At 72.3% G+C, this 24983-nt stretch carries 21 protein-coding genes; 15 read left to right on the forward strand and 6 right to left on the reverse strand.

Features of this window, described 5'->3' with window-relative positions:
• The first annotated feature begins 19 nt into the window (after nt 1–19).
• The 7 genes from Q0858_RS19635 (at nt 20) to Q0858_RS19665 (ending at nt 6548) form a co-directional block, all read left to right on the forward strand.
• Nucleotides 20–784 carry a YebC/PmpR family DNA-binding transcriptional regulator gene (locus Q0858_RS19635; protein ID WP_299058041.1) on the forward strand — a complete coding sequence of 255 codons (765 nt, stop codon included), beginning with the start codon at nt 20–22 and terminating at the stop codon, nt 782–784.
• 76 nt (nt 785–860) lie between these two features.
• Nucleotides 861–1382: a crossover junction endodeoxyribonuclease RuvC gene (ruvC, locus tag Q0858_RS19640; protein ID WP_299058043.1), complete on the forward strand. Its 522-nt coding sequence runs from the start codon at nt 861–863 to the stop codon at nt 1380–1382.
• Entirely contained in the window at nt 1379–1987 is a 609-nt protein-coding gene (gene ruvA / locus Q0858_RS19645; protein ID WP_299058045.1) for a Holliday junction branch migration protein RuvA, read from the forward strand. The genes ruvC and ruvA overlap by 4 nt, the downstream gene beginning before the upstream one ends.
• A gap of 43 nt (nt 1988–2030) precedes the next feature.
• Complete coding sequence (gene ruvB, locus Q0858_RS19650; RefSeq protein ID WP_299058151.1) at nt 2031–3080, forward strand: Holliday junction branch migration DNA helicase RuvB; 1050 nt, start codon at nt 2031–2033, stop codon at nt 3078–3080.
• 164 nt (nt 3081–3244) lie between these two features.
• Complete coding sequence (gene yajC / locus Q0858_RS19655) at nt 3245–3577, forward strand: preprotein translocase subunit YajC (protein ID WP_299058047.1); 333 nt, start codon at nt 3245–3247, stop codon at nt 3575–3577.
• A gap of 54 nt (nt 3578–3631) precedes the next feature.
• Nucleotides 3632–4150: an adenine phosphoribosyltransferase gene (locus Q0858_RS19660; protein ID WP_299058152.1), complete on the forward strand. Its 519-nt coding sequence runs from the start codon at nt 3632–3634 to the stop codon at nt 4148–4150.
• A 163-nt stretch (nt 4151–4313) separates the two neighbouring features.
• The gene (locus Q0858_RS19665) at nt 4314–6548 is read left to right on the forward strand and encodes a bifunctional (p)ppGpp synthetase/guanosine-3',5'-bis(diphosphate) 3'-pyrophosphohydrolase (RefSeq protein WP_299058153.1); all 2235 of its coding nucleotides are present in this window, start codon (nt 4314–4316) and stop codon (nt 6546–6548) included.
• Nucleotides 6549–6683: 135 nt separating this feature from the next.
• Here Q0858_RS19665 and opgC read toward each other — a convergent pair whose 3' ends face one another.
• The 6 genes from opgC to Q0858_RS19695 are packed head-to-tail and all read right to left on the reverse strand — an operon-like array spanning nt 6684 to nt 14400.
• Entirely contained in the window at nt 6684–9191 is a 2508-nt protein-coding gene (gene opgC / locus Q0858_RS19670) for an OpgC domain-containing protein (protein ID WP_299058049.1), read from the reverse strand.
• A complete protein-coding gene (locus Q0858_RS19675; RefSeq protein WP_299058051.1) occupies nt 9188–9610 on the reverse strand; it encodes an ATP-binding protein in 423 nt (140 codons plus the stop codon). The genes opgC and Q0858_RS19675 overlap by 4 nt, the downstream gene beginning before the upstream one ends.
• A complete protein-coding gene (locus Q0858_RS19680) occupies nt 9610–9939 on the reverse strand; it encodes an STAS domain-containing protein (protein ID WP_299058053.1) in 330 nt (109 codons plus the stop codon). Before Q0858_RS19680 ends, Q0858_RS19675 begins: the two co-directional genes overlap by 1 nt.
• A complete protein-coding gene (locus Q0858_RS19685; RefSeq protein WP_299058055.1) occupies nt 9936–11942 on the reverse strand; it encodes a glycosyltransferase family 2 protein in 2007 nt (668 codons plus the stop codon). Before Q0858_RS19685 ends, Q0858_RS19680 begins: the two co-directional genes overlap by 4 nt.
• A 17-nt stretch (nt 11943–11959) precedes the next feature.
• Nucleotides 11960–13177, reverse strand: coding sequence for a GAF domain-containing SpoIIE family protein phosphatase (locus Q0858_RS19690; RefSeq protein ID WP_299058057.1), 1218 nt, complete (start codon nt 13175–13177; stop codon nt 11960–11962).
• Nucleotides 13174–14400: a DUF349 domain-containing protein gene (locus Q0858_RS19695; protein WP_299058058.1), complete on the reverse strand. Its 1227-nt coding sequence runs from the start codon at nt 14398–14400 to the stop codon at nt 13174–13176. The genes Q0858_RS19690 and Q0858_RS19695 overlap by 4 nt, the downstream gene beginning before the upstream one ends.
• 73 nt (nt 14401–14473) lie before the next feature.
• On the opposite strand from Q0858_RS19695, the gene Q0858_RS19700 reads away from it, so the two are divergent.
• From Q0858_RS19700 to Q0858_RS19735, 8 genes are all read left to right on the forward strand, one after another.
• Entirely contained in the window at nt 14474–15196 is a 723-nt protein-coding gene (locus Q0858_RS19700; RefSeq protein WP_299058060.1) for an MBL fold metallo-hydrolase, read from the forward strand.
• Nucleotides 15197–15200: 4 nt separating this feature from the next.
• On the forward strand, nt 15201–16571 hold the full coding sequence (gene hisS / locus Q0858_RS19705; protein WP_299058062.1) for a histidine--tRNA ligase: 1371 nt from the start codon (nt 15201–15203) through the stop codon (nt 16569–16571).
• Nucleotides 16568–18391 carry an aspartate--tRNA ligase gene (gene aspS / locus Q0858_RS19710; RefSeq protein WP_299058064.1) on the forward strand — a complete coding sequence of 608 codons (1824 nt, stop codon included), beginning with the start codon at nt 16568–16570 and terminating at the stop codon, nt 18389–18391. The genes hisS and aspS overlap by 4 nt, the downstream gene beginning before the upstream one ends.
• A gap of 122 nt (nt 18392–18513) precedes the next feature.
• Nucleotides 18514–19521 carry an ABC transporter permease gene (locus tag Q0858_RS19715; protein WP_299058066.1) on the forward strand — a complete coding sequence of 336 codons (1008 nt, stop codon included), beginning with the start codon at nt 18514–18516 and terminating at the stop codon, nt 19519–19521.
• Nucleotides 19522–19613: 92 nt separating this feature from the next.
• Nucleotides 19614–21389, forward strand: coding sequence for an ABC transporter substrate-binding protein (locus tag Q0858_RS19720; RefSeq protein WP_299058068.1), 1776 nt, complete (start codon nt 19614–19616; stop codon nt 21387–21389).
• Between the two features lie 155 nt (nt 21390–21544).
• Complete coding sequence (locus Q0858_RS19725) at nt 21545–22549, forward strand: ABC transporter permease (RefSeq protein ID WP_299058069.1); 1005 nt, start codon at nt 21545–21547, stop codon at nt 22547–22549.
• A gap of 56 nt (nt 22550–22605) precedes the next feature.
• On the forward strand, nt 22606–23706 hold the full coding sequence (locus Q0858_RS19730) for an ABC transporter ATP-binding protein (RefSeq protein ID WP_299058154.1): 1101 nt from the start codon (nt 22606–22608) through the stop codon (nt 23704–23706).
• Nucleotides 23707–24945 carry a dipeptide ABC transporter ATP-binding protein gene (locus tag Q0858_RS19735; protein WP_299058070.1) on the forward strand — a complete coding sequence of 413 codons (1239 nt, stop codon included), beginning with the start codon at nt 23707–23709 and terminating at the stop codon, nt 24943–24945. It abuts the gene before it with no gap.
• Nucleotides 24946–24983 lie beyond the last annotated feature (38 nt).

Here is a 24983-nt window from a genome sequence, read left to right on the forward strand (position 1 = left end):
GACGACGAAGGGACGAGGGATGTCAGGCCACTCCAAGTGGGCGACCACGAAGCACAAGAAGGCCGTCGTCGACCAGCGGCGCAGCAAGATGAACACCAAGCTCGTCAAGAACATCGAGGTCGCGGCCCGGATGGGCGGCGGTGACCCGGCGGGCAACCCGACGCTGTACGACGCCATCCAGAAGGCCAAGAAGTCCTCGGTGACGAAGGACAACATCGAGCGCGCCGTGCAGCGCGGCTCCGGCGCCGAGGCGGGTGGCGCCGACTACCAGACGATCATGTACGAGGGCTACGGCCCGGGCGGTGTCGCGCTGCTCGTGGAGTGCCTGACCGACAACAAGAACCGGGCCGCCATGGAGGTCCGCACCGCCATGACCCGCAACGGCGGCACGCTCGCCGACCCGGGGTCGGTGTCCTTCCTCTTCCACCGCAAGGGCGTCGTCGTCGTCCCGCAGGAGCAGGACGGCCGCACCCTCGCCGAGGACGACGTCCTCGAGGCGACGCTCGAGGCCGGCGCCGACGACATCAACGACCTGGGGGAGTCCTTCGAGGTCATCTCGGAGGCCACCGACCTCCTCGGCGTCCGCACCGCCCTGCAGGCGGCCGGGTTCGACTACGACTCCGCCGACGCCTCCTTCGTCCCCGACGCCCAGGTCGAGCTCGACGCCGAGGCCGCCCCGAAGGTGTTCCGGCTGGTGGAGGCCCTCGAGGACCTCGACGACGTCCAGAACGTCTACGCGAACTTCGACGTCTCCGACGAGGTGATGGCGACCGTCGACGCCTGAGCGCGTGTCGTGCCGGCGGCGTCGGCGCGGGCCGCTAGCGTGTGCGAACAGGTGTTCGTACGGCGAGAGGTGGCGCATGCGCGTGCTCGGGATCGACCCCGGGCTGACCCGGTGCGGGGTCGGCGTGGTCGAGGGGGACGTCGGACGACCGCTGCGGCTGGTCGACGCGAACGTCATCCGCACCTCGGCGGGCGTCCCGATCGCCACCCGTCTCGTCACCATCGAGGCCGGCCTGGCGGAGTGGATCGAGGAGCACCGCCCCGACGCCGTCGCCGTGGAGCGGGTCTTCGCGCGCTCCGACGTCTCGACGGTGATGGGCACCGCCCAGGCCAGCGGCATCGCCCTGGTCGTCGCGGCGCGTCGCGGCATCCCGGTGGCCACCCACACCCCGAGCGAGGTCAAGGCCGCGGTGTCCGGCAACGGCCGCGCCGACAAGGCGCAGGTCGGCATGATGGTCGCCCGCATCCTCCGGATCCCCGAGGCCCCGAAGCCCGCCGACGCGGCGGACGCCGTCGCGCTCGCCATCACCCACATCTGGCGCGGAGGCGCCCAGGCGCGGCTCGACGCCGCCCTCGCCCGCTCGGGAGGAGCACGATGATCAGCAGCGTCCGCGGCCCCGTCCTCGCCGTGTCGTTGACCGGAGCCGTCGTCGAGGTCGGAGGCATCGGCCTGCACCTCGCCTGCACCCCCGGCACCCTCGCGGGGCTGCGCGTCGGCCAGGAGGCCACGCTGGCGACGTCGCTCGTCGTCCGGGAGGACTCCCTGACGCTGTTCGGCTTCGCCACCGACGACGAGCGGGACTGCTTCGAGCTCGCCCAGACCGCCTCCGGGGTCGGCCCCAAGGTGGCCCAGGCGATGCTCGCGGTCCTGGGTCCGGACGACCTGCGCCGCGCCATCGCCGGCGAGGACGTCAAGCGCCTCACCGCCGTCCCCGGGATCGGCCAGAAGGGCGCCCAGCGCATCATCCTCGAGCTGAAGGACCGCATCGGCCCGCCCACCGGCGTGGTCGCGACCACCGGCGCGGGCGTCGCGGTCGCCCCCGGCGACGCGTGGCGCAGCCAGGTCCACGAGGGCCTCGTGGGGCTCGGCTGGTCCGCCAAGGAGGCCGACCGCGCCGTCGACGTCGTCGCCGACCAGGCCGGACCGACCCCCGACGTCGGCGCGCTGCTCCGCGCCGCGCTCCGCGCGCTGAGCAGGGCCTGACCCGGTGGACCGGACCGGGCCCGACCCCGACCTCGACGCGCTCGTGGCGGCCGAGACCGGCCACCTGCGTTCCCTCGTGTCGGCCGACGCCGACGGGGACGAGCGGGCCGTCGAGGCGGCGCTGCGTCCGCGCTCCCTCGACGAGGTCGTCGGTCAGGTGCGGGTGCGCGAGCAGCTCGGGCTCGTCCTCGAGGCCGCCCGCATGCGCGGCCGCGCCCCCGACCACGTGCTCCTCTCCGGCCCGCCCGGGCTCGGCAAGACCACGCTGGCGATGATCATCGCCGCCGAGATGGGCGCACCCCTGCGCATCACCAGCGGCCCTGCCCTCACCCACGCGGGCGACCTCGCCGCGATCCTGTCGGGCATGAACGAGGGCGACGTCCTCTTCATCGACGAGATCCACCGCACGGCCCGCCCGGCCGAGGAGATGCTGTACGTCGCGATGGAGGACTTCCGCGTCGACGTCGTCATCGGCAAGGGCCCCGGCGCCACCGCGATCCCGCTGGAGATCCCGCCGTTCACGCTGGTCGGCGCCACCACCCGGGCCGGGCTGCTGCCCGGTCCGCTGCGCGACCGCTTCGGGTTCACGGCGCACCTCGAGTTCTACGAGCCGGCCGAGCTCGACCTCATCGTCCGCCGCTCCGCGGACCTGCTGGGCGTCGACGTCACCCCGGAGGGGACCGCCGAGATCGCCTCCCGCTCCCGCGGCACGCCCCGCATCGCCAACCGGCTCCTGCGCCGGGTCCGGGACTGGGCGCAGGTCAAGGCGGACGGCGTCGTCGACGAGCGTGCGGCCCGGGCCGCCCTGGAGCTCTACGAGGTCGACGAGTCCGGCCTCGACCGCCTCGACCGCGGCGTGCTCGACGTGCTCTGCCGCCGCTTCGGCGGCGGCCCCGTCGGGGTCTCCACCCTCGCCGTCGCGGTCGGCGAGGAGCGCGAGACCGTCGAGGAGGTCGCCGAGCCCTTCCTCGTCCGGCAGGGCCTGCTCGCCCGCACCCCCCGCGGCCGGGTCGCCACCCCCGCGGCCTGGGCCCACCTCGGCCTCACCCCGCCCGTCGTCACCGGCGGCGACAGCACGCTCTTCGAGGGCTGAGCACCCGCTCGACCGAGACCGGTTCGCGTGAACGGAGGCGATCACTGTCGCTGACAGGCAGTGATCGCCTCCGTCGTCGCTCCGGGGGGTCGTACGGCGATGCGGGGCGCGGACAGCCCTCTCCTAGACTCGGACGGTCCCGCCCGCTTGTGAGAGGTCTACCCGTGGAGCAGTTCTCGGCCCTTCTGCCGATCATCGCGATCGTCGCGATCTTCTACCTGCTGGTGATCCGGCCGCAGTCCAAGCGCGCCAAGCAGCAGCGCCAGATGCAGTCGGCGCTGTCCGTCGGCTCCGAGGTGATGCTGACGTCCGGCATCTTCGGGACGCTGGCCGCCACCGACGACCCCGAGCGGGTCGACGTCCGCATCGCCGACGGCGTCGTCGTCACCGTGGCCCGGGCGGCCATCGCGTCCGTCGTGCCCGAGAAGGCGCCGCTGGACGAGCCGGCACCCGACGCGCACGTCGAGACCACCGACGACACCCGCAAGGAGCTCTGAGTGAGCGACCGCGGCACCGACGCCGCAGCCGCGCTCGACCGGGCGCAGGAGGCGATGGGGCGGCTCGTCGTCGACGTCCCCGACTTCCCCACGACGGGTGTCGTCTTCAAGGACATCACCCCGCTGCTCGCCGACCCGGCGGCGCTCGGTGACGTCGTCGAGGCCCTCGCCGCGGCCGGCCGCGACGCCGACGGCGCCACGAACGTGGACGCCGTCGTCGGCATGGAGGCCCGCGGGTTCCTGCTCGCCGCCCCCGTGGCGCTCGCGCTCGGCGTCCCCCTGGTCCCCGTCCGGAAGGCCGGCAAGCTGCCGCGGGAGACGTACGCCGTCTCCTACTCCCTCGAGTACGGCGAGGCCACCCTCGAGATCCACACCGACGCCCTCGGCGCGGGCGACCGCGTCCTCCTCGTGGACGACGTCCTGGCGACCGGCGGCACGCTCGCGGCGACCCGCGAGCTCGTCGACCGGTGCGGTGCGGCGACCACCTCGGTGGCGATGCTGATGGAGCTGACGTTCCTCCCGGGGCGCGAGTCGCTGGGCGACATCCCGCTCACCTGCCTGCTCGCGGTCTGAGCGTCCGGGACGCGCCTACACTGGAGGCGTGACCGACGACACCGGGCGCGCTCCCTCCGGGACCGCCACCGAGCCGCGGGACACCACTGCGCACGACGCGACCCGGGGAGCGGCTCCCGAGCCGCCGCGGCCCGCCCCGGAGCCGGTCACCTCCGCCCGCGGCATGCGCGCCCGCCTCGCGCGGATCGGCACGCGGAGCGGCGCGGGCGACAACCCGGTGCTCGGCCCGCTGTTCAAGGCGGTCAAGGTCCACCACCCCAAGGCCGACCTGGCCCTGCTCGAGCGGGCGTACACCACCGCCGAGCGGCTGCACGCCCACCAGACCCGCAAGAGCGGCGACGCCTACATCACCCACCCGCTCGCGGTGACGACGATCCTCGCCGAGATCGGCATGACCGAGCCGACGCTGGTGGCGTCGCTGCTCCACGACACCGTCGAGGACACCGAGTACACCCTCGAGCAGCTGCGCAAGGAGTACGGCGACGAGGTCGCGCAGCTCGTGGACGGCGTCACCAAGCTCGACAAGGTCAAGTACGGCGACTCCGCGCAGGCCGAGACGCTGCGCAAGATGATCGTGGCGATGGCCCGGGACATCCGGGTGCTCGTCATCAAGCTGGCCGACCGCCTGCACAACATGCGCACACTGCGCTACGTCAAGCCGGAGACGCAGGAGCGCAAGGCCCGCGAGACCCTCGACATCTACGCCCCGCTGGCGCACCGGCTGGGCATGAACACCCTCAAGTGGGAGCTCGAGGACCTCGCGTTCGCGACCCTGCACCCGAAGATCTACGACGAGATCGTGCGCCTGGTCGCCGAGCGCGCGCCGTCCCGCGACCAGTTCCTCGCCCAGGTGATCAGCGAGGTCGAGGCCGACCTCAAGGCCGCGGGCATCAAGGCGACCGTGACCGGCCGGCCGAAGCACTACTACTCGATCTACCAGAAGATGATCGTCGGCGGCCGCGAGTTCACCGACATCTACGACCTGGTCGGCATCCGCGTCCTCGTCGAGCAGGACCGCGACTGCTACGCCGTGCTCGGCGTCCTGCACCACCGCTGGAACCCGGTGGTCGGCCGCTTCAAGGACTTCGTGGCGCTGCCGAAGTTCAACATGTACCAGTCCCTGCACACCACGGTCATCGGCCCGCAGGGCAAGCCGGTCGAGCTCCAGATCCGGACCTACGGCATGCACCGCCGGGCGGAGTACGGCGTCGCGGCGCACTGGAAGTACAAGGAGGACGGCCGCTCGGGTGCCGACACCGAGCGTCGCGGCGACCTCGACGACATGACGTGGGTCAAGCAGCTGCTCGACTGGCAGAGCGACGTCGCCGACCCGGGGGAGTTCCTCGAGTCCCTCCGCTTCGAGGTCAACCAGACCGAGGTCTACGTCTTCACCCCGCGGGGCGACGTGATCGCGCTGCCCGCCGGCGCCACCCCCGTCGACTTCGCGTACGCCGTCCACACCGAGGTCGGCCACCACACGATCGGCGCGCGCGTCAACGGCCGTCTGGTGCCGCTGGAGTCGCAGCTCGACAACGGCGACAACGTCGAGGTCTTCACCTCGAAGGCGGCGAACGCGGGACCGTCGCGCGACTGGCTCGGCTTCGTGAAGTCGCCGCGGGCCCGCTCGAAGATCCGGCAGTGGTTCACCAAGGAGCGCCGCGACGAGGCCATCGAGCGCGGCAAGGACCAGATCGCCCGCCTCATGCGCAAGGAGGGCCTGCCCCTCAAGCGGCTGATGTCCCACGAGACCCTCACCGAGGCCGCGACCCACTTCCACCTGGGCGACGTCACGGCGCTGTACGCCGCCGTCGGCGAGGCGAACCTCTCCGCACAGGCCGTCGTACGTCGCGTGATCGAGCTGCACGGCGGCGACGCCGGGGCCGCCGAGGACCTCGCCGAGGCCGTCACGATCACCGGCCGCCGCGGCCGGTCGAAGCCCGCGGCGGCGGGGGACCCGGGCGTCATCGTCGCCGGTGCCCCCGACGTGTGGGTCAAGCTCGCCAAGTGCTGCACCCCGGTGCCCCCGGACCCGATCCTGGGGTTCGTGACCAAGGGCGGCGGGGTCTCGGTGCACCGCGGCGACTGCACCAACGCCAGCGCGCTGACCAGCAAGCCGGAGCGGCTGCTGGCGGTGGAGTGGGCGCCGACCGCGCAGTCGGTGTTCCTGGTGAACATCCAGGTGGAGGCGCTCGACCGTGCCCGTCTGCTCTCGGACATCACGATGGCGCTCTCCGACGTCCACGTGAACATCCTGTCGGCGAGCCTGTCGACCACCCGCGACCGCGTCGCGAAGAGCCGGTTCACCTTCGAGATGGCCGACGCGAAGCACCTCGACTCGGTGCTGCGCGCGGTCCGCACCGTCCCCGGCGTCTTCGACGCCTACCGCGTCACGGCCTGAGCGCCGCCGGTCCGGCTCCGGGCCGGTCCCGTGGGCTCACCCACCTAGCGTGGTGAGTCGCCGGTGAGCGAGGTGAGCCCACCGCGCCAGGCGTCGGCTCACCCACCTAGCGTGGTGAGCCGCAGGGTGCCCCGCTCACGCCGGGATCACCCTCGCCAGGAACTTCTTCCTCACCATCACCCAGATGATCGCCAGCACGACGGTGTGCACGAGGAAGCCCTGCCACCAGCTGGTGCGGTCGAGGCCGGGGACGTTGCCGACGGCGAGCACGAAGAAGACGTGGACGATGAAGACGTACAGGCTCACCCGGCCCAGCGGGACCAGGAACCAGCCGGCGACGCCGGCGATCGGCTTCCAGACGCAGGTCAGCAGCGCGTAGGCGACGACGATGACGAGCGCCAGGTCGAGCAGCCGCCCGCCCTGCAGCTCGGTGCGCTGGTAGAGGTTCGGGTAGAGCCAGTCGTACGCCGACCCGTGCTGCAGCCACAGCACGCCGAGGGTCGCGGCGTACGCACCGAGCGCGACCGTCACGGCGACGACGCCGGCCCGGCTGGTGAGCGCCCGGGTGATCTCGCGGCGGTAGCGGCCGACGACGAGGCCGACGCAGAACGGGACCTGCCAGATCGCCAGCGGGAAGACGTCGTCGAACTGCGACGGCAGGAGGTCGAGGCCCACCCAGCGGTCGAGCCCGTAGAGCGCGGCGCTGCCGAGCAGCACGGCCCACCAGTAGCCGCGCTGGATCAGCCACATCAGCGCGGGGACGAACAGCGACAGCACGACGAACAGGCCCATGATGTTGAAGACCCAGGGGCCCATCTCGAGCAGCAGGAGCTGGCGGACGGCGTACCAGGGCGGCGGGTAGTCGAACAGCCGCGGCGCGTTGACGTACAGGTCGTAGACCTGGCCGCTGGCCTCCGGCCCGCCGGAGCCGGTGCCGCGGTCGGTGAAGGTCGTGATCACCGAGGCGTCGACGAACGGCAGCAGGGAGATCAGGAAGACCAGCACGACGACGACCAGGGCCGTCAGGTACTGCTTGCGGGCGCGGAGCAGGGCCTGGACGGCGGCGACGTACTCACCCTGGCGGCGGACGGCGACGGGGTAGACCATCCCGAGCACGATCCCGGACAGCAGCACGAACAGCTCGGCGCCGGTGATGGCGCCGATGGCGTTGCGGGCCACGTAGCTGTACGGCCCGGCGACCTCGATGTGGGTCACGACGACGGCGACGATGATCCAGCCGCGCAGCAGGTCGAGCCGCTGGTCGCGGGGGTCGTCGGGGGTGGGGTAGCGCCACGACGGGACGAACCGGCCGACCAGCCCCGAGACCAGCAGCGTCACGAACGCGAGGACGACGAGGGCGGTGATCCACCCCATCTGGTCCCCGGCGTCGATGCCGTCGAGCAGGTACTGGTTGCTCGCCTCGTTCGACGTCTGCTGGTCGATGACGCGGGTGACCGGGCCGAGGTCGACGTCCGCGGCGCGCAGGTCACCCAGCAGCGCGTCGGCGAGCGTGGACGTGTGGGTGACCCGCCAGTCGACGACGGAGTCGCCGGTCTCGGCCTCGGCGCGGCGGACCTCGAGCCAGCTGACCAGCGCGATCCGCGGGTACGACGACCGCAGGTCGGGGTCGATGACCTGGCGCCACCAGGTGCGCTTGATGTCCAGGGGTCCGTCGTCGCCGGAGGCGTCGGGGTCGTAGAACGCGCCGGTGCGGACCGCCATCGGCTTGTCGAGGGCCTCGGCGAACCGGGAGTAGAAGCTCTCACGGACCCGGTCGTCGCCGTACCCGGCGGCCTCGTCGAGCCGGGCCGCGTAGGCGCCGGGCTCGGGGACGGTGTTGGTCTCCTCGTCGAGGCCCTCGTCCTCGTCGTCGCGCTCGCCGGTGTCGAGCCGCACCCCGTAGTGGTAGATCGACAGGCCCACCCAGTCGACGGCGTCGGTGCCCGGGAAGTAGGGCCCGTACGGGTCGTCGGCGGCGTCGACCAGGCCGTCGCCGGTGGTGTCGAGCCGCTCCAGGTCGCGGTCGCCCAGGCCCTCGATGCGCCCCGAGCTGCCTGTGAACGGGTAGCCCGAGCCGTACGACGGCGCCCAGACCATGGCCGCGTCCGGGGCGGAGGCGTGGACCACGTCCGCGACCTCGCGGAAGGCGTCGACGTACGCGCCGGGCTCCTGGCCCCACGGGGTCCAGGAGCCGTTCATCTCGGGCGCGAACCGCAGCAGCACCGTGGAGTCGTACTGCTCGTGGACGTCGACGAGCGTGTCGACGAGGTCCTCGGCGTCCTCGGCCGTGAGCTCCTCGAGGGGCACCGACGGCTCGAGCGTCAGCTCGGCGAGCGCACCCTGCTGCGCCGCCTGCTGCGCGAACTGCTCCAGCACCGTGACGTCGGGCGCGGCGAGCGGGTAGGCGACCTGCTGGGCGTAGACGGACGGCCGGGCGCCCAGGCGGTCGGCGTACTGGGAGGCGGAGTCGTCGGTCCAGTCGAGCTGAGGACCGAAGTAGGGCCCGTCCGACGGGGGCTCGACCGGGTCGGCCGCCGCGGCGGGGGTCACCGGCGCCAGCACGAGCAGCAGGAGAGGGGCGAGCAGCACGCCCAGCAGACGGACCGGCAGGCGGGCGAGCAGCCGGGGGAGGGCGGTGGTCACGGGAGGTCCCCCCGCTGCCAGCGCAGCCGCCACCGGTTCGTCTCGCCGTCGCGCCGGTAGTGCAGCTCGTCGGTGACCAGGACGGCCAGGGCGAGGCCGCGCCCGCCGGTGGCGTCCGCGGCGGGCATGGTCGCGCCGGCAGGGTCGACCTCCAGCGCGGACCCGTCGTCGGCGACCTCGGCGAGGATCTCGCGAGCGTTGACGTGGAGCTCGACGACGACCTCGCTGCCGCCGCGGCCGGCGAGGGCGTGCTCGACGACGTTGCCGACCACCTCCACCAGCGCCGTCTCGACGCGCGTGCGGTCGGCGGAGGAGACGTCGGGGACGTCGCGCCACACCTCGGCGAGCTCCTGCCCGACGGTGTCCACGCTCTCGACCCGGCCCGGGAGCCGGATCGAGCGCACGAGCTCGGCGTCCATCAGAACGCGTCCGCCACGCTGTCCCGGGGGCGCAGGACCTTGTCGAGGTTGGTCAGCGACAGGATGGTCAGGACCTGCTCGGTGGGCGCGGCGAGCCGCAGGTCGCCGCCCGCCTGGCGGGCCGACTTGAGGCCGGCGATCAGTGCGCCCAGTCCGGACGAGTCGACGAAGCCGGTGCCGGACAGGTCGACGACGATCCGCGACGTGCCGCCGCCGATCAGGTCGGCCACGTGGCCGGTGAACCGCTTGGCCGACACCATGGTGAGCCGGTCGAGCGGGCGGACGACACCGACGCCGTCGTCGGTGACCGTGACCTCGAAGTCGCTCACGGGGCGCTCCCTTCCTTGGGCTGGGGCTGGGTCTGGGGTTCGGTCTCGGGTTCCGGACCGCGGTAGAGCACGGCCTGGATGACGACGCTGAAGATGAGGAGGTCGTAGAGGACCCAGGCCACGTTGGCCCAGATCCCGAGGGGGTCGGCCTGGCCGACGGCGAGCCGGACCATGCCGAGACCGACGGCGACGACGAGCGCCCCCATCACGATCAGCTGCGGCTTCACCAGGTGCCACTGGGGTCCGTCGGTGACGGGCCGCTCCTTCGGCGTCACCGAGAAGTCGAGGTGGCGGCCCAGGAACACGTTGCCGAACGCCGAGGTCACCGACTTGATCCAGGTCGGGAACAGCACCAGCGAGTACTGCTGCCCGCGCCAGGTCGGCACCCCCTTGCCCACGACCAGGAACATCAGCTGGTTGACGAGGAGGAACGGGATCAGCCGGGCGAAGAACTCGCTCGACAGCGACTGCACCGGCAGCACGCCGAAGGTGAGGTACAGCACCGGCGCGGTCACGTAGACCACGGCCGCGAAGCCGGACAGGTAGCTCCACATCGTGGAGAAGTACATGAGCCGCTGGGGGATCGAGAGCCCCTTCACGACCAGGGGGTTCTCCCGGAACATCACCTGCATCGTGCCCTGGGCCCAGCGCAGCCGCTGGGTGAGCATCGAGCCGAGGTCCTCGGGCGCGAGGCCGTGGGCGAGGACCTCGTGGTGGTAGACCGAGCGCCAGCCCATCGCGTGCATGCGCATGGCGGTGGCCATGTCCTCGGTCACGGAGATCGTCGCCAGCGGCATGACCGGCTGCGCCTCGTCGTCGCGGCTCATGTCGACCGCGCCGATGAGCGTCCGGACCGTCTCCAGCGCCCCGAGCGGCGACCAGGCCCGCCGCGAGACCCGGTCGAGCGCGACCTCGTCGAGGACGGCGAGCGGGCTCGACTCCTGGGCGATCGCGCCCTCGAGGCCGGCGATGACCTCGAGGTCGGCGCGGACGGCGGTGAGGTCGTCGGCCACGAGCCGGTCGCTGACGACGTCGATGCGCTGCTGGAAGCCGTAGGTGACGTCGGCCAGGGCCACGCCCTGGTCGAGCTCGGCGCGGGCGTGCCGCACCTCGGCGGCGACCTCGTCGATGGCCGCGACCAGCCGCTCGTCGTCCTCGTCGAGCTCCTCGCGCGCCGAGCGCAGCACCCGGTCGGAGGTCTTGAGCGCCCGTCGTACGGCGGTCTCGACCTCGGCGGCGTACCGCGAGACCCCGAGCTGCATGAGCGCCTCGCGGCGCAGCACGGCGTTGGAGCCGCAGAAGAACGCGGCGTTCCAGCCGTCCTTGCCCTGCTGGATGGGGCCGTAGAACAGCGGCGCCTGGCTGCCGAGCGGGTCGTGCTTCGGCACGTTCACGAAGTACTGCGGGGTCTGCACCAGCGCGACCTCGGGGTCGGTGAACCAGCCGAGCGTCTTGTCGAGGATCTCCGGGACGGGCACCTGGTCGGCGTCGAGGATGAGCAGGAACTCGCCCTCGGTCTGCATCAGCGCGTTGTTGATGTTGCCGGCCTTGGCGTGCCGCGGACGGTCCACCCAGTCCTCGCTGCGGCGGATCCAGCCGATCCCGTGCGCCGCGGCCCAGTCACGGAGCTCGGTGCGCGAGCCGTCGTCCAGGATCCAGGTGCGGTGCGGGTGGTGGATGTCGCGGGCGGCCAGCGCGGTGTTCTGCACCAGGTCCAGCGGCTCGTTGTACGTCGTGACGAAGACGTCGACCGTCGCGTCCGGCGGCGGCGGTGGGGCCGCCCCGCGCCGCTTGACCTTCCAGACGGTCGTCCCGAACAGCAGCGCGTCGATGATGCTGTAGGTCTCGGCCACGATCAGCGGGACCGCGATCCACCACGCGTTCCAGTTGACGGAGAAGAGCCAGCGCCACACGACGTAGTTCACGCCGAGGACGACGGTGAGCAGCACCGCGACCCGGATGAGCCACTGGGGTGCGGGGGAGGGGGGACTGTCCCGAGACACCCCTCGACCCTAGGTACCTACAAGGACCTTGTACGCCGAATCGCGAGAACGGTGACGTCGTCCCGCGCGGGGTCGGTGTCGGCCAGCGCGCGGACCTGCTGCACCAGGGCGGCCGGGTCCGCCGAGGCCAGGGCCAGCCGGGCGATCTCGTCCACCTGCTCGAAGGTGCCGCCGAGGAGGTCGAGCAGGCCGTCGCTGGTGAGGACGAACCAGTCGCCCGGAGCCAGCGAGACCCGCGACTCGGTCCAGGTCCAGTCGCTGGTGATCCCCAGCGGCAGGTCGCCGCCGCGGAGCGGCTCGACGGTGCCGTCGGAGCGGCAGACCATGGCGAGGCCGTGACCGGCGTCGACCCAGCGCAGGTCGCCGCTGGCAGGGTCGAGCCACCCCACGAACCCGGTCACGAAGGCGTCGCTCGCGGCGAGGTCGCTGACGAGCAGCGCGTTCACCGCCGAGACCACCGTGCCGAGGTCGGCACCGGCCTCGTGCCGCCCCACGCGGCCCTGCGCGTACGCCGTCGCCTCGGCGCGCAGCGAGGCGCGCACGGTGGCGGTGAGGATCGCCGCGCCGGTGCCCTTGCCCATGACGTCGGCGAGCGCGAGGAGGTGCCCGGTGTCGCCGAAGCCCGCGTGGTCGTAGAAGTCGCCGGCGACGACGGAGGTCGGCAGGCAGACGGCCGCGGCGTCGTACCCGTCGAGCACCAGCGGCGGCGGCAGCAGTGCCTCCTGGACGGCGCTCGCGCGCTGCGCCTCGCCCTCGGTCTGCAGCTCGGTGTCCACCCAGCGGGCGAGCTCCCGCAGCAGCTGGGCGTCGCGACCCTCCCAGGGCCGCAGCCGTCGGTCGGCCAGCGCCAGCGTCCCGATCGCGGTGCCGTTGGCATCGTGCACGGGCTGACCGGCCCAGAACCGGACCCGCGGCGCACCGGTGACCGTGGGCGCCCCGGCGTACGTCGGGTCCTCACGGGCGTCGGGCACCACCAGCAGCTCCCCGGACTCGACGCACGCCAGGGAGAAGTCGTCGGTCGCCGGCGGCTCCGGCACCTGCGGGATGCGCGTCAGCGACTTGAAGAACGTCCGCTCGCCGTCGACGAGCGTGATCGAGGCGATCGGGACGTCGAAGAGCACCAGCGCGAGACGGGTGAACCGGTCGAAGCGCTCCTCGGCCGGGGTGTCGAGGAGGTCCAGGGCGTCGAGGCCGCGGCTGCGCCGCTCGGGCTCGGCTCCCGGGTCGGGCGTCACGAGAAGTCCGCGGACGCCCGCCTCGCCGCCTCCAGGAACGCCCGGCGCGAGGCGAGGTCCGCCTCGATGCGCTCGACCCGACGGCCGTCCCCGGCCGCCCGGGCCTGCTCCTGGTCGGCCTCGAGGGCGGTGATGGCGGACTCGAGCTTGGAGACCATGTCCCCGGCCCGCGCGGACTTCTCGGGGTCCGACCGCGACCACTGCTGGTCCTCGGCGCCGCGGATCGCGGTCTCGACGGCGCGGAAGCGGCCCTCGAGCTCCTTCATCCGGTCCCGGGGCACCTTGCCGGCCTCGTCCCAGCGGTCCGCCAGGTCGCGCAGCGCCCGCTTGGCGGCGTCGAGGTCGGTGACGGGCACCAGCGCCTCGGCCTCGCGCAGGATGCCCTCCTTGACGACCGCGTTCGCGCCGAACTCCTCGTCCTGCGCGCGGTTCGCGGCGTCCCGGGCGCCGAAGAACTGGTCCTGGGCCCCGCGGAAGCGGCGCCACAGCGCCTCGTCGACGTCGCGCGGCGCCGGGCCGGCGGCCTTCCAGTCCCGCATCAGGTCGCGGTAGCGACCCGACGTCGGGCCCCAGTCGGTGGAGTCGGCGAGCGACTCCGCCTCGGCGGCCAGCCGCTCCTTGACGGCCCGGGAGCCCTCACGCTTGGAGTCCTGCTCCGCGAAGTGGGCCTTGCGCGCCTTCGTGTACGCCGTCCGCGCGCCCGAGAACCGCTTCCACAGCGCGTCGTCGGTCGGCCGGTCCAGCCGGGGTAGGGCCTTCCACTTCTCCAGCAGGTCGCGCAGCCGGTTGGCCCCGTGGCGCCAGTCGGTGCCGGCGGCGATCTGCTCCGCGGAGACGACGATCTCCTCCTTGCCGGCGCGGGCCTCCTCCTGCGCCTTCGCCTTCTCCGCCCGCTTGGCCTCCCGCTGGGTGGCGATGACGGCGCCGAGGGCGTCGAGGCGCGCCAGCAGCCCGTCGAGGTCGCCGACGGCGTTCGCCCCCGCGACCTGGCCGCGCACCCGGGCGACGGCGGCCGCGGCTTCGTCCGGCCCGACCACCCCACCGGTGACCCGCTTCTCGGTCAGCTCGACCTCGAAGGCGAGTCCGTCGTAGCGCTCGGTGAAGAACGCAAGGGCCTCCTGGGGTGTGCCGGCCGGGTAGGAACCGACGGCGCGCTCGCCGTCCGCGGTCCTCACGAAGACGGTCCCGTCCTCGTCCACCCGACCCCACTCGTGGCTGGTCACGGGCTCACTCTACTGAGGTCGCGGCCGGTGGGCGTCGCCTCCGTCCGGCGGCCCGGTCGGTAGTGTGCGGCGGGTGCTGATCGCAGGCTTCCCCGCCGGACCCTGGGGCACCAATTGCTACGTCGTGGCCACCGCCGACCGCAGCGAGTGCGTGGTGGTGGACCCGGGCAAGGACGCCGCCGAGGGCGTCGCGCAGGTGGTGCGCGAGCGCGGCCTGAAGCCCGTCGCGGTGCTGGCCACCCACGGCCACCTCGACCACGTCTGGTGCGTGACCCCGGTCGCCGGCGCCTACGACGCCACCGCCTGGATCCACGGCGAGGACCGCCACCTGCTCACCGACCCGCTCGCGGGGATGAGCGAGGACACCCGCCTGATGATGCCGCAGCTCCTGGGCGGCAAGGAGCACACCTGGGTGGAGCCGGACGACGTCCGGCTGCTCGACGACACCACCACGCTCGAGCTCGCGGGGATCACCTTCACCGTCGACCACACCCCCGGCCACACCCGCGGCTCGGTCACCTTCCGCACGCCCCACCCCGGGGACGGCGTCTCCGAGGTGCTGTTCGCCGGCGACCTGCTGTTCGCGGGCTCGATCGGGCGCACCGACCTGCCCGGCGGCGACCACGACACGATGCTGCGCACGCTGGCCGACAAGGTGCTGCCGCTGGACGACGAGGTCGTCGTGCTGCCCGGCCACGGCGAGCAGACCTCGATCGGCCGCGAGCGCGCCACCAACCCCTACCTGCTCGACCTCCAGCGCGGGGACGACGCGGGACGAGTCACCCGAGGTCTGTGAGCCCATGAGCAAGCCCACCCCGCTCAGCGGGTTCCCCGAGCTGCTGCCCGAGCAGCGGGCCGTCGAGCAGCAGGTGCTCGACACCCTGCGCGAGGTCTTCGAGCTGCACGGCTTCGGCGGCATCGAGACGCGTGCGGTCGAGCCCCTCGACGTCCTGCTGCGCAAGGGCGACACCGCCAAGGAGGTCTACCTCCTGCGGCGCCTGCACGAGACCGCGGAGGAGGGGCACGCCGGGTTCGGGCTGCACTTCGACCTCACGGTGCCGTTCGCCCGCTACGTGCTGGAGCACGCGGGGCACCTCGACTTCCCCTTCCGTCGCCACCAGATCCAGAAGGTGTGGCGGGGCGAGCGACCGCAGGACGGGCGCTTCCGGGAGTTCACCCAGGCCGACATCGACGTCGTCGGGCGCGACGTGCTGCCCGCCCACCACGACGTCGAGGTCACCCGGGTGATGGTGGACGCGCTGCGGCGCCTCGACTTCCTGCCCGGATTCACCCTCCAGGTCAACAACCGCAAGCTGGTCGTCGGCGCGTACGCCGCGCTCGGGATCACCGAGCCCGCCCTCGTCGACGAGGTGATGCGGCAGGTCGACAAGCTCGACAAGCTGCCGGCCGACGCCGTGCGCGACGCCCTCGTCGGCGCCGGCCTCGACGGCCCCACCGCCGACACCGTCCTCGCGCTGGCCGCGATCGCGACGCCGGACACCTCCTTCACCGCCGAGGTGGCCCGCGTGCTCGGGGACGACGCCCGCGAGCGCAGCCCGCTGCTGGCCGAGGGGCTCGACGAGCTCGCCGCCCTGCTCGCCGGCGTCGCCGACCTGGTCGACGACCGCACCCGCGTGGTGGCGGACCTCTCGATCGCCCGCGGCCTCGACTACTACACGGGGACCGTGTTCGAGACCCGCCTCGACGGCTTCGAGTCGCTGGGCTCCATCTGCTCCGGCGGCCGGTACGACGCGCTCGCCACCGACGGTCGCACCACCTACCCGGGCGTCGGCATCTCGTTCGGCGTCAGCCGGGTCGTCGTCCCGCTGGTGACCCGCACCGGCCTGCGCACCGACCGGTCGGTGCCCAGCGCCGTCCTCGTCGCCCTCACCGACGAGGCCTCGCGTCCCGCGAGCGACGCCGTCGCGGCGGCGCTGCGGGCCCGTGGCGTGCCCTGCGAGGTCGTCGCGTCCGCGCAGCGGTTCGGCAAGCAGATCCGCTACGCCGAGCGCCGCGGCATCCCGTACGTCTGGTTCCCCGCGGACGCCGAGGGCGGCACGCACCAGGTCAAGGACATCCGTTCCGGCGACCAGCAGGACGCCGACCCCGCCACCTGGACCCCACCCACCGAGGACCTGCGCCCCCGCGTGCAGGCGAAGGAGCAGCAGTGATCCGCACCCACGACGCCGGGAGCCTCCGCACCGAGCACGTCGGCCAGACCGTCACCCTCGCCGGCTGGGTCGCGCGACGCCGCGACCACGGCGGCGTGGCCTTCCTCGACCTGCGCGAGGCCTCCGGGGTGGTGCAGGTCGTCGTCCGCGACGAGGAGGTCGCCGGCGCGCTGCGCAGCGAGTACTGCGTGAAGGTGGTCGGCGAGGTCGTCGCCCGCAAGGAGGGCAACGAGAACCCGACCCTCGCCACCGGCGAGATCGAGGTCGTCGCCACCGACCTCGAGGTGCTGAGCGCCAGCGCGCCGCTGCCGTTCCCCGTCGACGACGCGTCCGGGCACGCCGGGGGAGAGGTGGGCGAGGAGGCCCGGCTGCGGCACCGCTACCTCGACCTGCGCCGCGCCGGACCCGCTCACGCGCTGCGGCTGCGCAGCAAGGTCAACGCCGCCGCCCGCGGCGTCCTCGCCGCCCACGACTTCGTCGAGGTCGAGACCCCGACGCTGACCCGCTCCACCCCCGAGGGGGCCCGGGACTTCCTGGTGCCCGCCCGGCTGCGGCCCGGGTCCTGGTACGCGCTGCCCCAGAGCCCCCAGCTGTTCAAGCAGCTGCTGATGGTCGGCGGGCTCGAGCGGTACTACCAGATCGCCCGCTGCTACCGCGACGAGGACTTCCGCGCCGACCGCCAGCCCGAGTTCACCCAGCTCGACGTCGAGATGAGCTTCGTCGACCAGGACGACGTCATCGCCCTGTCCGAGGAGATCCTCGTCGCGCTGTGGCGCCTGGTCGGCCACGACGTGCCGACCCCGCTGCCGCGGATGGCGTACGCCGAGGCGATGGCGCGCTTCGGCTCCGACAAGCCCGACCTGCGCATGGGCCAGGAGCTCGTCGACTGCACGGCGTTCTTCGCCGACACCCCGTTCCGCGTCTTCCAGGCGCCGTACGTCGGTGCCGTCGTCATGCCCGGCGGCGCCGACCAGCCCCGTCGCCAGCTCGACGCCTGGCAGGACTGGGCCAAGCAGCGCGGCGCCAAGGGCCTCGCCTACGTCCTGGTGCAGCCGGACGGCGAGCTCACCGGCCCGGTCAGCAAGAACATCAGCGAGGACGAGAAGGCCGGGCTGGCCGCCCACGTCGGGGCACAGCCCGGCGACTGCGTCTTCTTCGCCGCCGGTCCGCCCAAGTCCTCCCGCGCCCTGCTGGGCGCCGCGCGGCTCGAGATCGGCCACCGCCTGGGCCTCATCGACATTGACGCGTGGAGCTTCGTCTGGGTCGTCGACGCCCCGCTGTTCGAGCCCGCCTCCGAGGCCCAGGCCGCGGGCGACGTGGCCGTCGGCTCGGGCGCCTGGACCGCCGTCCACCACGCCTTCACCAGCCCGCAGGACCTCGAGACCTTCGACGTCGACCCCGGCGAGGCGCCGGCGTGGGCCTACGACATCGTCTGCAACGGCAACGAGATCGGCGGCGGGTCGATCCGTATCCACCGCGAGGACGTCCAGAAGCGGGTCTTCGCCGTCATGGGGCTCTCCGAGGAGGAGGCGACCGAGAAGTTCGGCTTCCTGCTCGACGCCTTCGCCTTCGGCGCGCCGCCCCACGGCGGCATCGCGTTCGGCTGGGACCGGATCGTGGCGCTGCTGGCCGGAGCGGACTCGATCCGCGAGGTCATCGCGTTCCCGAAGTCCGGCGGCGGCTACGACCCGCTGACCGCGGCGCCGGCGCCCATCAGCCCCGAGCAGCGGCGCGAGGCCGGCGTCGACGCGCAGCCGAAGGCGGCCCCTCGACCCGCCACCGACCCCGCCGCACCGACGGACGTCTCAGCAGGCTCATAGCGAGTCACGACGCGAGACGCAATCGTTATTCCGCAGTGATCCACCGCCCGTTCACTCTGACCTAGGCTCACCACGCGCTCCGCTCGGGGCGGAGTCATTCGGGTGACGGACACGAGGTGAGCATGACCCTGCCGCAGGCGGAGGTGCAGACCGAGTCGACGGCGGCCCCCGGGGCGCCGAAGAAGGCACCCAAGGCCATCGCCGGCAAGTCGCCGACGCGGATCGCGTTCGACCGGCTCCGTCGCGACTGGCTCGCCATGGCGTCGCTGGTCGTGGTGCTCGGCTTCGCGGTGATCGCGGTCTTCGCGGGGCAGATCGCGAGCCTGCTGGGCGTCTCGCTCGAGACGCCGCTGGCCAGTGAGCGGATCAACCTGATCAGCCAGCTCCCGCTGGAGGGACCGCCCTTCGGCGGCTACGACCCGGAGCACCCCTTCGGCGTGGCGCCCCGTGTCGGCACCGACAACCTCGCCGTGTGGCTCTACGGCGCTCGCACCTCGATGATCATCGCCTCGACCGCCGCGGTGCTCTCCACCGTGGTCGGCGTCATCGTCGGGCTGCTGGCCGGCTACCTCGGCGGTGTCGTCGACCGGGTGCTCATGTTCGTCACCGACCTGTTCCTGACGATCCCGTTCCTGCTCGCCGCCCTCGCGCTGGCGCCGATCCTGTCCGACCGGTTCGGCACGAACCCGGAGCGGCTCGGCGAGGTGCAGTTCTACTCGGTGATCGCCGTCCTGGTGATCTTCGGCTGGATGACGATGGCCCGCCTGATCCGCGGCGAGGTGCTGTCGCTGCGCGAGCGCGAGTTCATCCAGGCTGCGCGCGCCATCGGCGTCCCGACGCACCGGATCCTGCGCAAGGAGATCCTCCCCAACCTGGTCGCCCCCATCGTGGTGGCCTTCTCCCTGGCCCTGCCGGCGTACGTCGCCGCGGAGGCCGGGCTGTCGTACCTCGGCATCGGCGTCACCGACCGGCCCTCCTGGGGCCAGACCGTGGCCGGCGCGGTGACCTGGTTCGACGTCTACCCCCAGTACCTCTGGCAGCCGGTGATCGGGATCGTCCTCCTGGTCATCGCCCTCAACCTCCTCGGCGACGCGATCCGCGACGCCCTGGACCCCAAGACCAGGCGCTGACGCCTGCACCACTTCGAGGCGTCAACCGCGCTCTCGGGAACGCGGAAGCGGCCACCACGCCGCGACCGACCATCACGACAGGAAGGCTGGACATGAAGCGCAGCAAGTCCATGGCTGCGGTCGCAGGAGCGGCGGCGTTGTTCACGCTCGCGGCCTGCGGCGGCGGAGGCGGTGGAGGCGACCAGCCTCAGACCGGCGGCGAGTTCCAGGAGGGCGGTGCGGCGGGCGAGCTCAAGGACCCCGACGCGCAGGGCCCGGCGGACCCGATCGAGGGTGCGGAGGAGGGCGGCACGCTGAACGTGCTGCTCCCGCTGCCCGACGAGGGCCCGACCACGCTGGACCCGACGGCGGGTTGGTCGGTCACCGACAACTCGATCCTGCAGAACCTCGTCTTCCGGTCGCTCACGACCTTCAAGTACGACTACGAGACCGACGAGATGGTGCTGGTCCCCGACCTCGCCACCGACCTCGGCACGCCCAACGAGGACTTCACCGAGTGGACGTTCACGATCAAGGACGGCATCCGCTGGGAGAACGGTGACCCCGTCACCGCCGAGGACGTCGCCTTCGGCATGAAGCGCTCCATGGCCGAGTCCGCCGACCTCCAGGGCCCCGGCACGAAGTACTCCAAGACCTACTTCGAGGGCGCCGAGGACTACGCCGGCCCCTACGTGGACGGCGAGGACTTCCCCGGCATCACCGTCGACGGCAGCGACATCACGATCCAGATGTCCCAGCCGTTCCCGGAGATGGACTACTGGGGCTCCTTCATGGCCATGGGCCCGGTCCCGTCCGGTCCCGAGGGCGAGGCGCCCGGCTACGGCAACGCGCCGCTGGCCACCGGCCCCTACAAGGTCGCCGAGTTCCGCTCCGGCGAGATCCTGCGCCTCGAGCGCAACGACGAGTGGGACCCCGAGACCGACGCCTCGCGCCACCAGTACCCGGACGAGTACGTCTTCGAGTTCGCCCAGGACACCACGTCCAGCGACCAGGTCATGCTGAACAACACCGAGCAGTCGCAGACCACGGTCCTGACCGCGCTGCAGGGCTCGTCGTACCAGCAGGCCACCGAGGCCCTCGGTGACCGCGTCGTGCCGGCCTCGCAGGCCTGCACCTCGTTCTGGAACCCGGACTACGAGAAGATCCCCGAGAAGGAGGTCCGCCAGGCGCTCGCCTTCGCGTACCCCTACGAGGACGCCGCTGCCGCGGCCGGTGAGATCCCCGGCCTGACCCGTACCTTCGGCGAGCCGATCCTGCCCCCGGGCATGGCCGGTCGCGAGGACTACGAGGCCATCGAGGGCGAGACCATCGAGACCGACCCGGAGCGCGCCCGGGAGCTGCTCGCCGAGGCCGGCTTCGAGCCCGGCGAGTACGAGATCCGCTTCTCCTTCACCAACTCCACCCCGGAGGGCCGTGCGGCCAAGGAGCAGATCGAGACCGCTCTCGAGGACGCGGGCTTCGCGACCCAGGCGTTCGGCTACGGCGGCTCGCCGTACGACGTCTGGACCGACCCGGACAACAACATCTACAAGGAGCTGAACGTCCGCGGCGTCGCCTGGTGCTCGGACTGGCCGTCGGCCTCGACGTTCATCCCGGCGCTGTTCGAGACCGGCCAGGAGTACAACACCGGCAACTTCTCCGAGCAGGCGGTCGACGACCGCATCGGTGAGATCTCCGGTCTCCCCGTGGAGGAGCAGCCCGCCGCGTGGGCCGACCTCGACCGCACCATCCGTCAGGACTACTTCCCGACCCTGACGCTCGGCTACCTCAACAACCTGTTCGCCTACGGCGAGCGGGTGGGCAACTTCCAGAACGACGCCGCCCAGGGCTTCCCGAACTGGCGCGACATGTACGTCGTCCCGGAGTGACCCTGCTGAGCTAGCAGCACCACCCCGCACCAACCCCGTCGTGTCCCCCTCGGCCTGGCCGAGGGGGGCACGACGACCGTCGACCGGGCGGGCCACCGCGATCCTCGTGATCCTCCGTGTCCCGCCCGGTCGTACCGAGTCCCCCCAGGAGCGACATGTTCGCGTTCATCGTGAAGCGCCTGCTGGCCGGCCTCCTCGTGCTCGGCACGCTGGTCGTCAGCATCTTCGTGCTGTTCTGGTACGGCCCGCGCAGCCCCGTCCAGGGCCTGTGCGAGCAGCGCACCAACAACCGCTGCACCAGTGAGTTCCGAGCCCAGCTCGAGGAGAACTTCGGCTACAACAACCCGATGCTCTCCGAGCTCGGGAAGTACGTCGGCGGCATCTTCACCGGCCGCGACATCCAGCTCGGCGCCAGCACCTTCGTCGAGTGCTCCGCCCCGTGCCTCGGCCTGTCCTACCGGACCTTCGTGCCTGCGTTCGACGAGCTGATCCGCCGGCTGCCCGCGACCATCAGCCTCGCCGTGGGCGCCGCGGTGATCATCCTGCTCGTCGGCGTGACCAGCGGCGTGCTCGCCGCCCGCCGTCGCGGCACCGTCGCCGACAAGGCGCTGGTCAGCGCGACCCTGCTGATGAGCTCGATCCCCTACGTGCTCTTCGCCCTGCTGATCTACCTCTACCTGAACGTCATCAACGAGGTGTTCCCGGAGGCCGGCTACACGCCGCTGACGGAGAACCCGGTGGCGTGGCTGAGCGGCCTGCTGCTCCCGTGGCTGGCGCTCGGTCTCTACAACTCGACGCAGTACACCCGCTTCTCCCGCGGCGCGATGATCGACGCCCTGTCGGAGGACTACATCCGCACCGCGCGGGCGAAGGGCCTGAGCTCGCGGACCGTCACGTTCAAGCACGGCCTGCGCTCCGCGCTCGTGCCCATCGTGACGATCTTCGGCATCGACTTCGCGTTCCTGCTCGCCGGTACGATCTTCACGGAGATCATCTTCGGCATCAACGGCATCGGTCGCTGGGGCCTGGAGGCCATCCAGATCGAGGACTTCCCGGTCGTGCAGACCACCGTGCTCTTCGGTGCCATCGTGGTGATCGTGGCCAACATCGTGGTCGACATCCTCTACGGGGTGCTCGACCCCCGAGTGAGGATCTCGTGAGCACCGACACCGGCGTCACCACCAGCAAGTCCGCGTCGTCCGCGGCCGGCGAGCGCCTGCTCGAGGTCGAGCACCTCACGGTCAAGTTCCCGACGGCCGACGGCCTCGTCAACGCGGTCACCGACCTGTCGTACGGCGTGGCCCGCGGCCAGACCCTCGGCATCGTGGGGGAGTCAGGCTCGGGGAAGTCGGTGTCGTCCATGGCCGTCCTCGGCCTGCACGACCCCCGCCGTACCCGCATCGAGGGCTCCATCCGGATCGACGGCCAGGAGGTCATCGGGCTCTCCGAGTCCCGCCTGCGCAAGATCCGCGGCAACAGCGCGGCGATGATCTTCCAGGACGCGCTGGCCTCGCTGCACCCGTTCTACCGGGTCGGCAAGCAGCTCTCCGAGGCGTACGGCGCGCACCACCCGAAGGCCAGCGCGCGTGACGGGCGCCGCAAGGCGATCGAGATGCTCGACCTGGTCGGCATCCCGCAGCCCGACCGGCGCGTCGACGACTTCCCGCACCAGTTCTCCGGCGGCATGCGCCAGCGCGCCATGATCGCGATGGGCCTGATCAACGACCCGTCGCTGCTCATCGCCGACGAGCCCACCACCGCGCTCGACGTGACGGTGCAGGCGCAGATCCTGGACCTGCTCGGCGACCTCCAGCGGGAGTTCGACTCGGCGATCATCATCATCACCCACGACCTCGGCGTGATCGCCGAGATGGCCGACGAGGTGCTGGTGATGTACGCCGGCCGTGCCGTGGAGTACGGCGCGACCCGGGAGCTGCTGACGCACCCCGAGATGCCCTACACCTGGGGCCTGCTGTCGAGCGTCCCCGACGTGTCGGCCGACCCGGACGCCCGCCTGCTGCCGATCCCGGGCAACCCCCCGAGCCTCCTGGACCCGCCGACCGGCTGCTCGTTCCACCCCCGGTGCGTCCACGTCGACAAGGTCCCCGGTGACCTGTGCTCGACGTCGACGCCCGAGCTCACCCCCGGGGGACGCGGTCCCGGCCACCTCAAGCGGTGCCACCTCGCCGACCCCGACCGGATCTACGCCACCGAGGTCCTGCCCGAGATCGCGCCCGACCTCGCGGACGGCTCCGCCACCCCGGCTCCGTCGACGGCCACGCCCTCGACGACGCCCCCGACCACGAAGGAGGCGTGAATGGTCTCCGTGCAGAAGGAGTCCGACGCCACGCTCACCCGGCACCGCAGCGGGGGGCAGCCGGTCCTCGAGGTCGAGGACCTCAAGATGTACTTCCCCGTGAAGTCCTCGGGGCTCGTGCGTCGCACGGTCGGCCACGTGCAGGCGGTCGACGGGGTCTCCTTCCAGGTCCCCGCCGGCGGCGCGCTCGGCCTGGTGGGGGAGTCCGGCTGCGGCAAGTCGACGACCGGTCGGCTGATCACCCGGCTGCACGACCCGACGTCCGGCGCGATCCGCTTCGAGGGCACCGACCTGGCCAGGCTCAGCCCCCGGCAGATGAAGCCGATGCGGCGCGACGTCCAGATGATCTTCCAGGACCCGTTCAGCTCGCTGAACCCGCGCCACACCGTGGGTGCGATCGTGTCCAGCCCGCTGGTCACCCACTCGATGGTGCCGAAGGACAAGGTCCTCTCGCGGGTGCAGGAGCTGCTGGAGGTCGTCGGGCTGAACCCCGAGCACTACAACCGCTACCCGAACGAGTTCTCCGGTGGTCAGCGGCAGCGCATCGGCATCGCCCGCGCGCTGGCGCTGCAGCCGAAGCTGCTGGTGGCGGACGAGCCCGTCTCGGCGCTGGACGTGTCGATCCAGGCGCAGGTGGTGAACCTCCTGGAGGACCTCCAGAAGGAGTTCGGGATCGCGTTCCTCTTCATCGCCCACGACCTGGGCGTGGTCCGGCACTTCTGCCCCGAGGTCGCGGTGATGTACCTCGGCAAGATCGTGGAGATCGCGGACCGCGACACCCTGTACGACCGCCCTCACCACCCGTACACGCAGGCCCTGCTGTCCGCGGTGCCCGACGTGAAGCAGGCGGCGATCGGCGGTCGCCGTGAGCGCATCCGCATCGAGGGCGACGTCCCGAGCCCCATCAACCCGCCGTCGGGCTGCCGCTTCCGCACCCGGTGCTTCCACGCCAAGGAGATCTGCGCGCGGGTCGAGCCCCCGCTGATGCAGATCGGGCGCCGCCACAAGGTGGCCTGCCACTTCCCCGGCGAGCTCGGCAAGCACCCCGAGGAGCCGGTGACCGCCCGCCTCCTGGGCGTCGACGACCAGGGCAGCCCTGACCCGGGCGGCTCCCCGACCGACCTGGGCAACCCGCCCGGCTTCTCCGACACCTGGTTCGACCTGGAGAAGCGGACGATGGCCGGCGCGCGCACCACCCCGGGCGCGTCCGCGAACGACACCGCGAGGGACGCGGGCTGAGCGGCGACGGACTGTTCGACGTCCCGGGCGCCCCCTCG

It is taken from the genome of uncultured Nocardioides sp. (assembly GCF_947489365.1).
Lineage (GTDB): Bacteria > Actinomycetota > Actinomycetes > Propionibacteriales > Nocardioidaceae > Nocardioides.

Coding starts and splice junctions, on each gene's coding strand:
- Q0858_RS19720 (WP_299058068.1), top strand. CDS start 19,614: ATGAAGCGCAGCAAGTCCATGGCTGCGGTCGCAGGAGCGGCGGCGTTG.
- Q0858_RS19660 (WP_299058152.1), top strand. CDS start 3,632: ATGGGGCGGCTCGTCGTCGACGTCCCCGACTTCCCCACGACGGGTGTC.
- ruvC (WP_299058043.1), top strand. CDS start 861: ATGCGCGTGCTCGGGATCGACCCCGGGCTGACCCGGTGCGGGGTCGGC.
- Q0858_RS19675 (WP_299058051.1), bottom strand. CDS start 9,610: ATGGACGCCGAGCTCGTGCGCTCGATCCGGCTCCCGGGCCGGGTCGAG.
- Q0858_RS19735 (WP_299058070.1), top strand. CDS start 23,707: ATGGTCTCCGTGCAGAAGGAGTCCGACGCCACGCTCACCCGGCACCGC.
- Q0858_RS19635 (WP_299058041.1), top strand. CDS start 20: ATGTCAGGCCACTCCAAGTGGGCGACCACGAAGCACAAGAAGGCCGTC.
- Q0858_RS19715 (WP_299058066.1), top strand. CDS start 18,514: ATGACCCTGCCGCAGGCGGAGGTGCAGACCGAGTCGACGGCGGCCCCC.
- ruvA (WP_299058045.1), top strand. CDS start 1,379: ATGATCAGCAGCGTCCGCGGCCCCGTCCTCGCCGTGTCGTTGACCGGA.
- Q0858_RS19665 (WP_299058153.1), top strand. CDS start 4,314: ATGCGCGCCCGCCTCGCGCGGATCGGCACGCGGAGCGGCGCGGGCGAC.
- hisS (WP_299058062.1), top strand. CDS start 15,201: ATGAGCAAGCCCACCCCGCTCAGCGGGTTCCCCGAGCTGCTGCCCGAG.
- Q0858_RS19725 (WP_299058069.1), top strand. CDS start 21,545: ATGTTCGCGTTCATCGTGAAGCGCCTGCTGGCCGGCCTCCTCGTGCTC.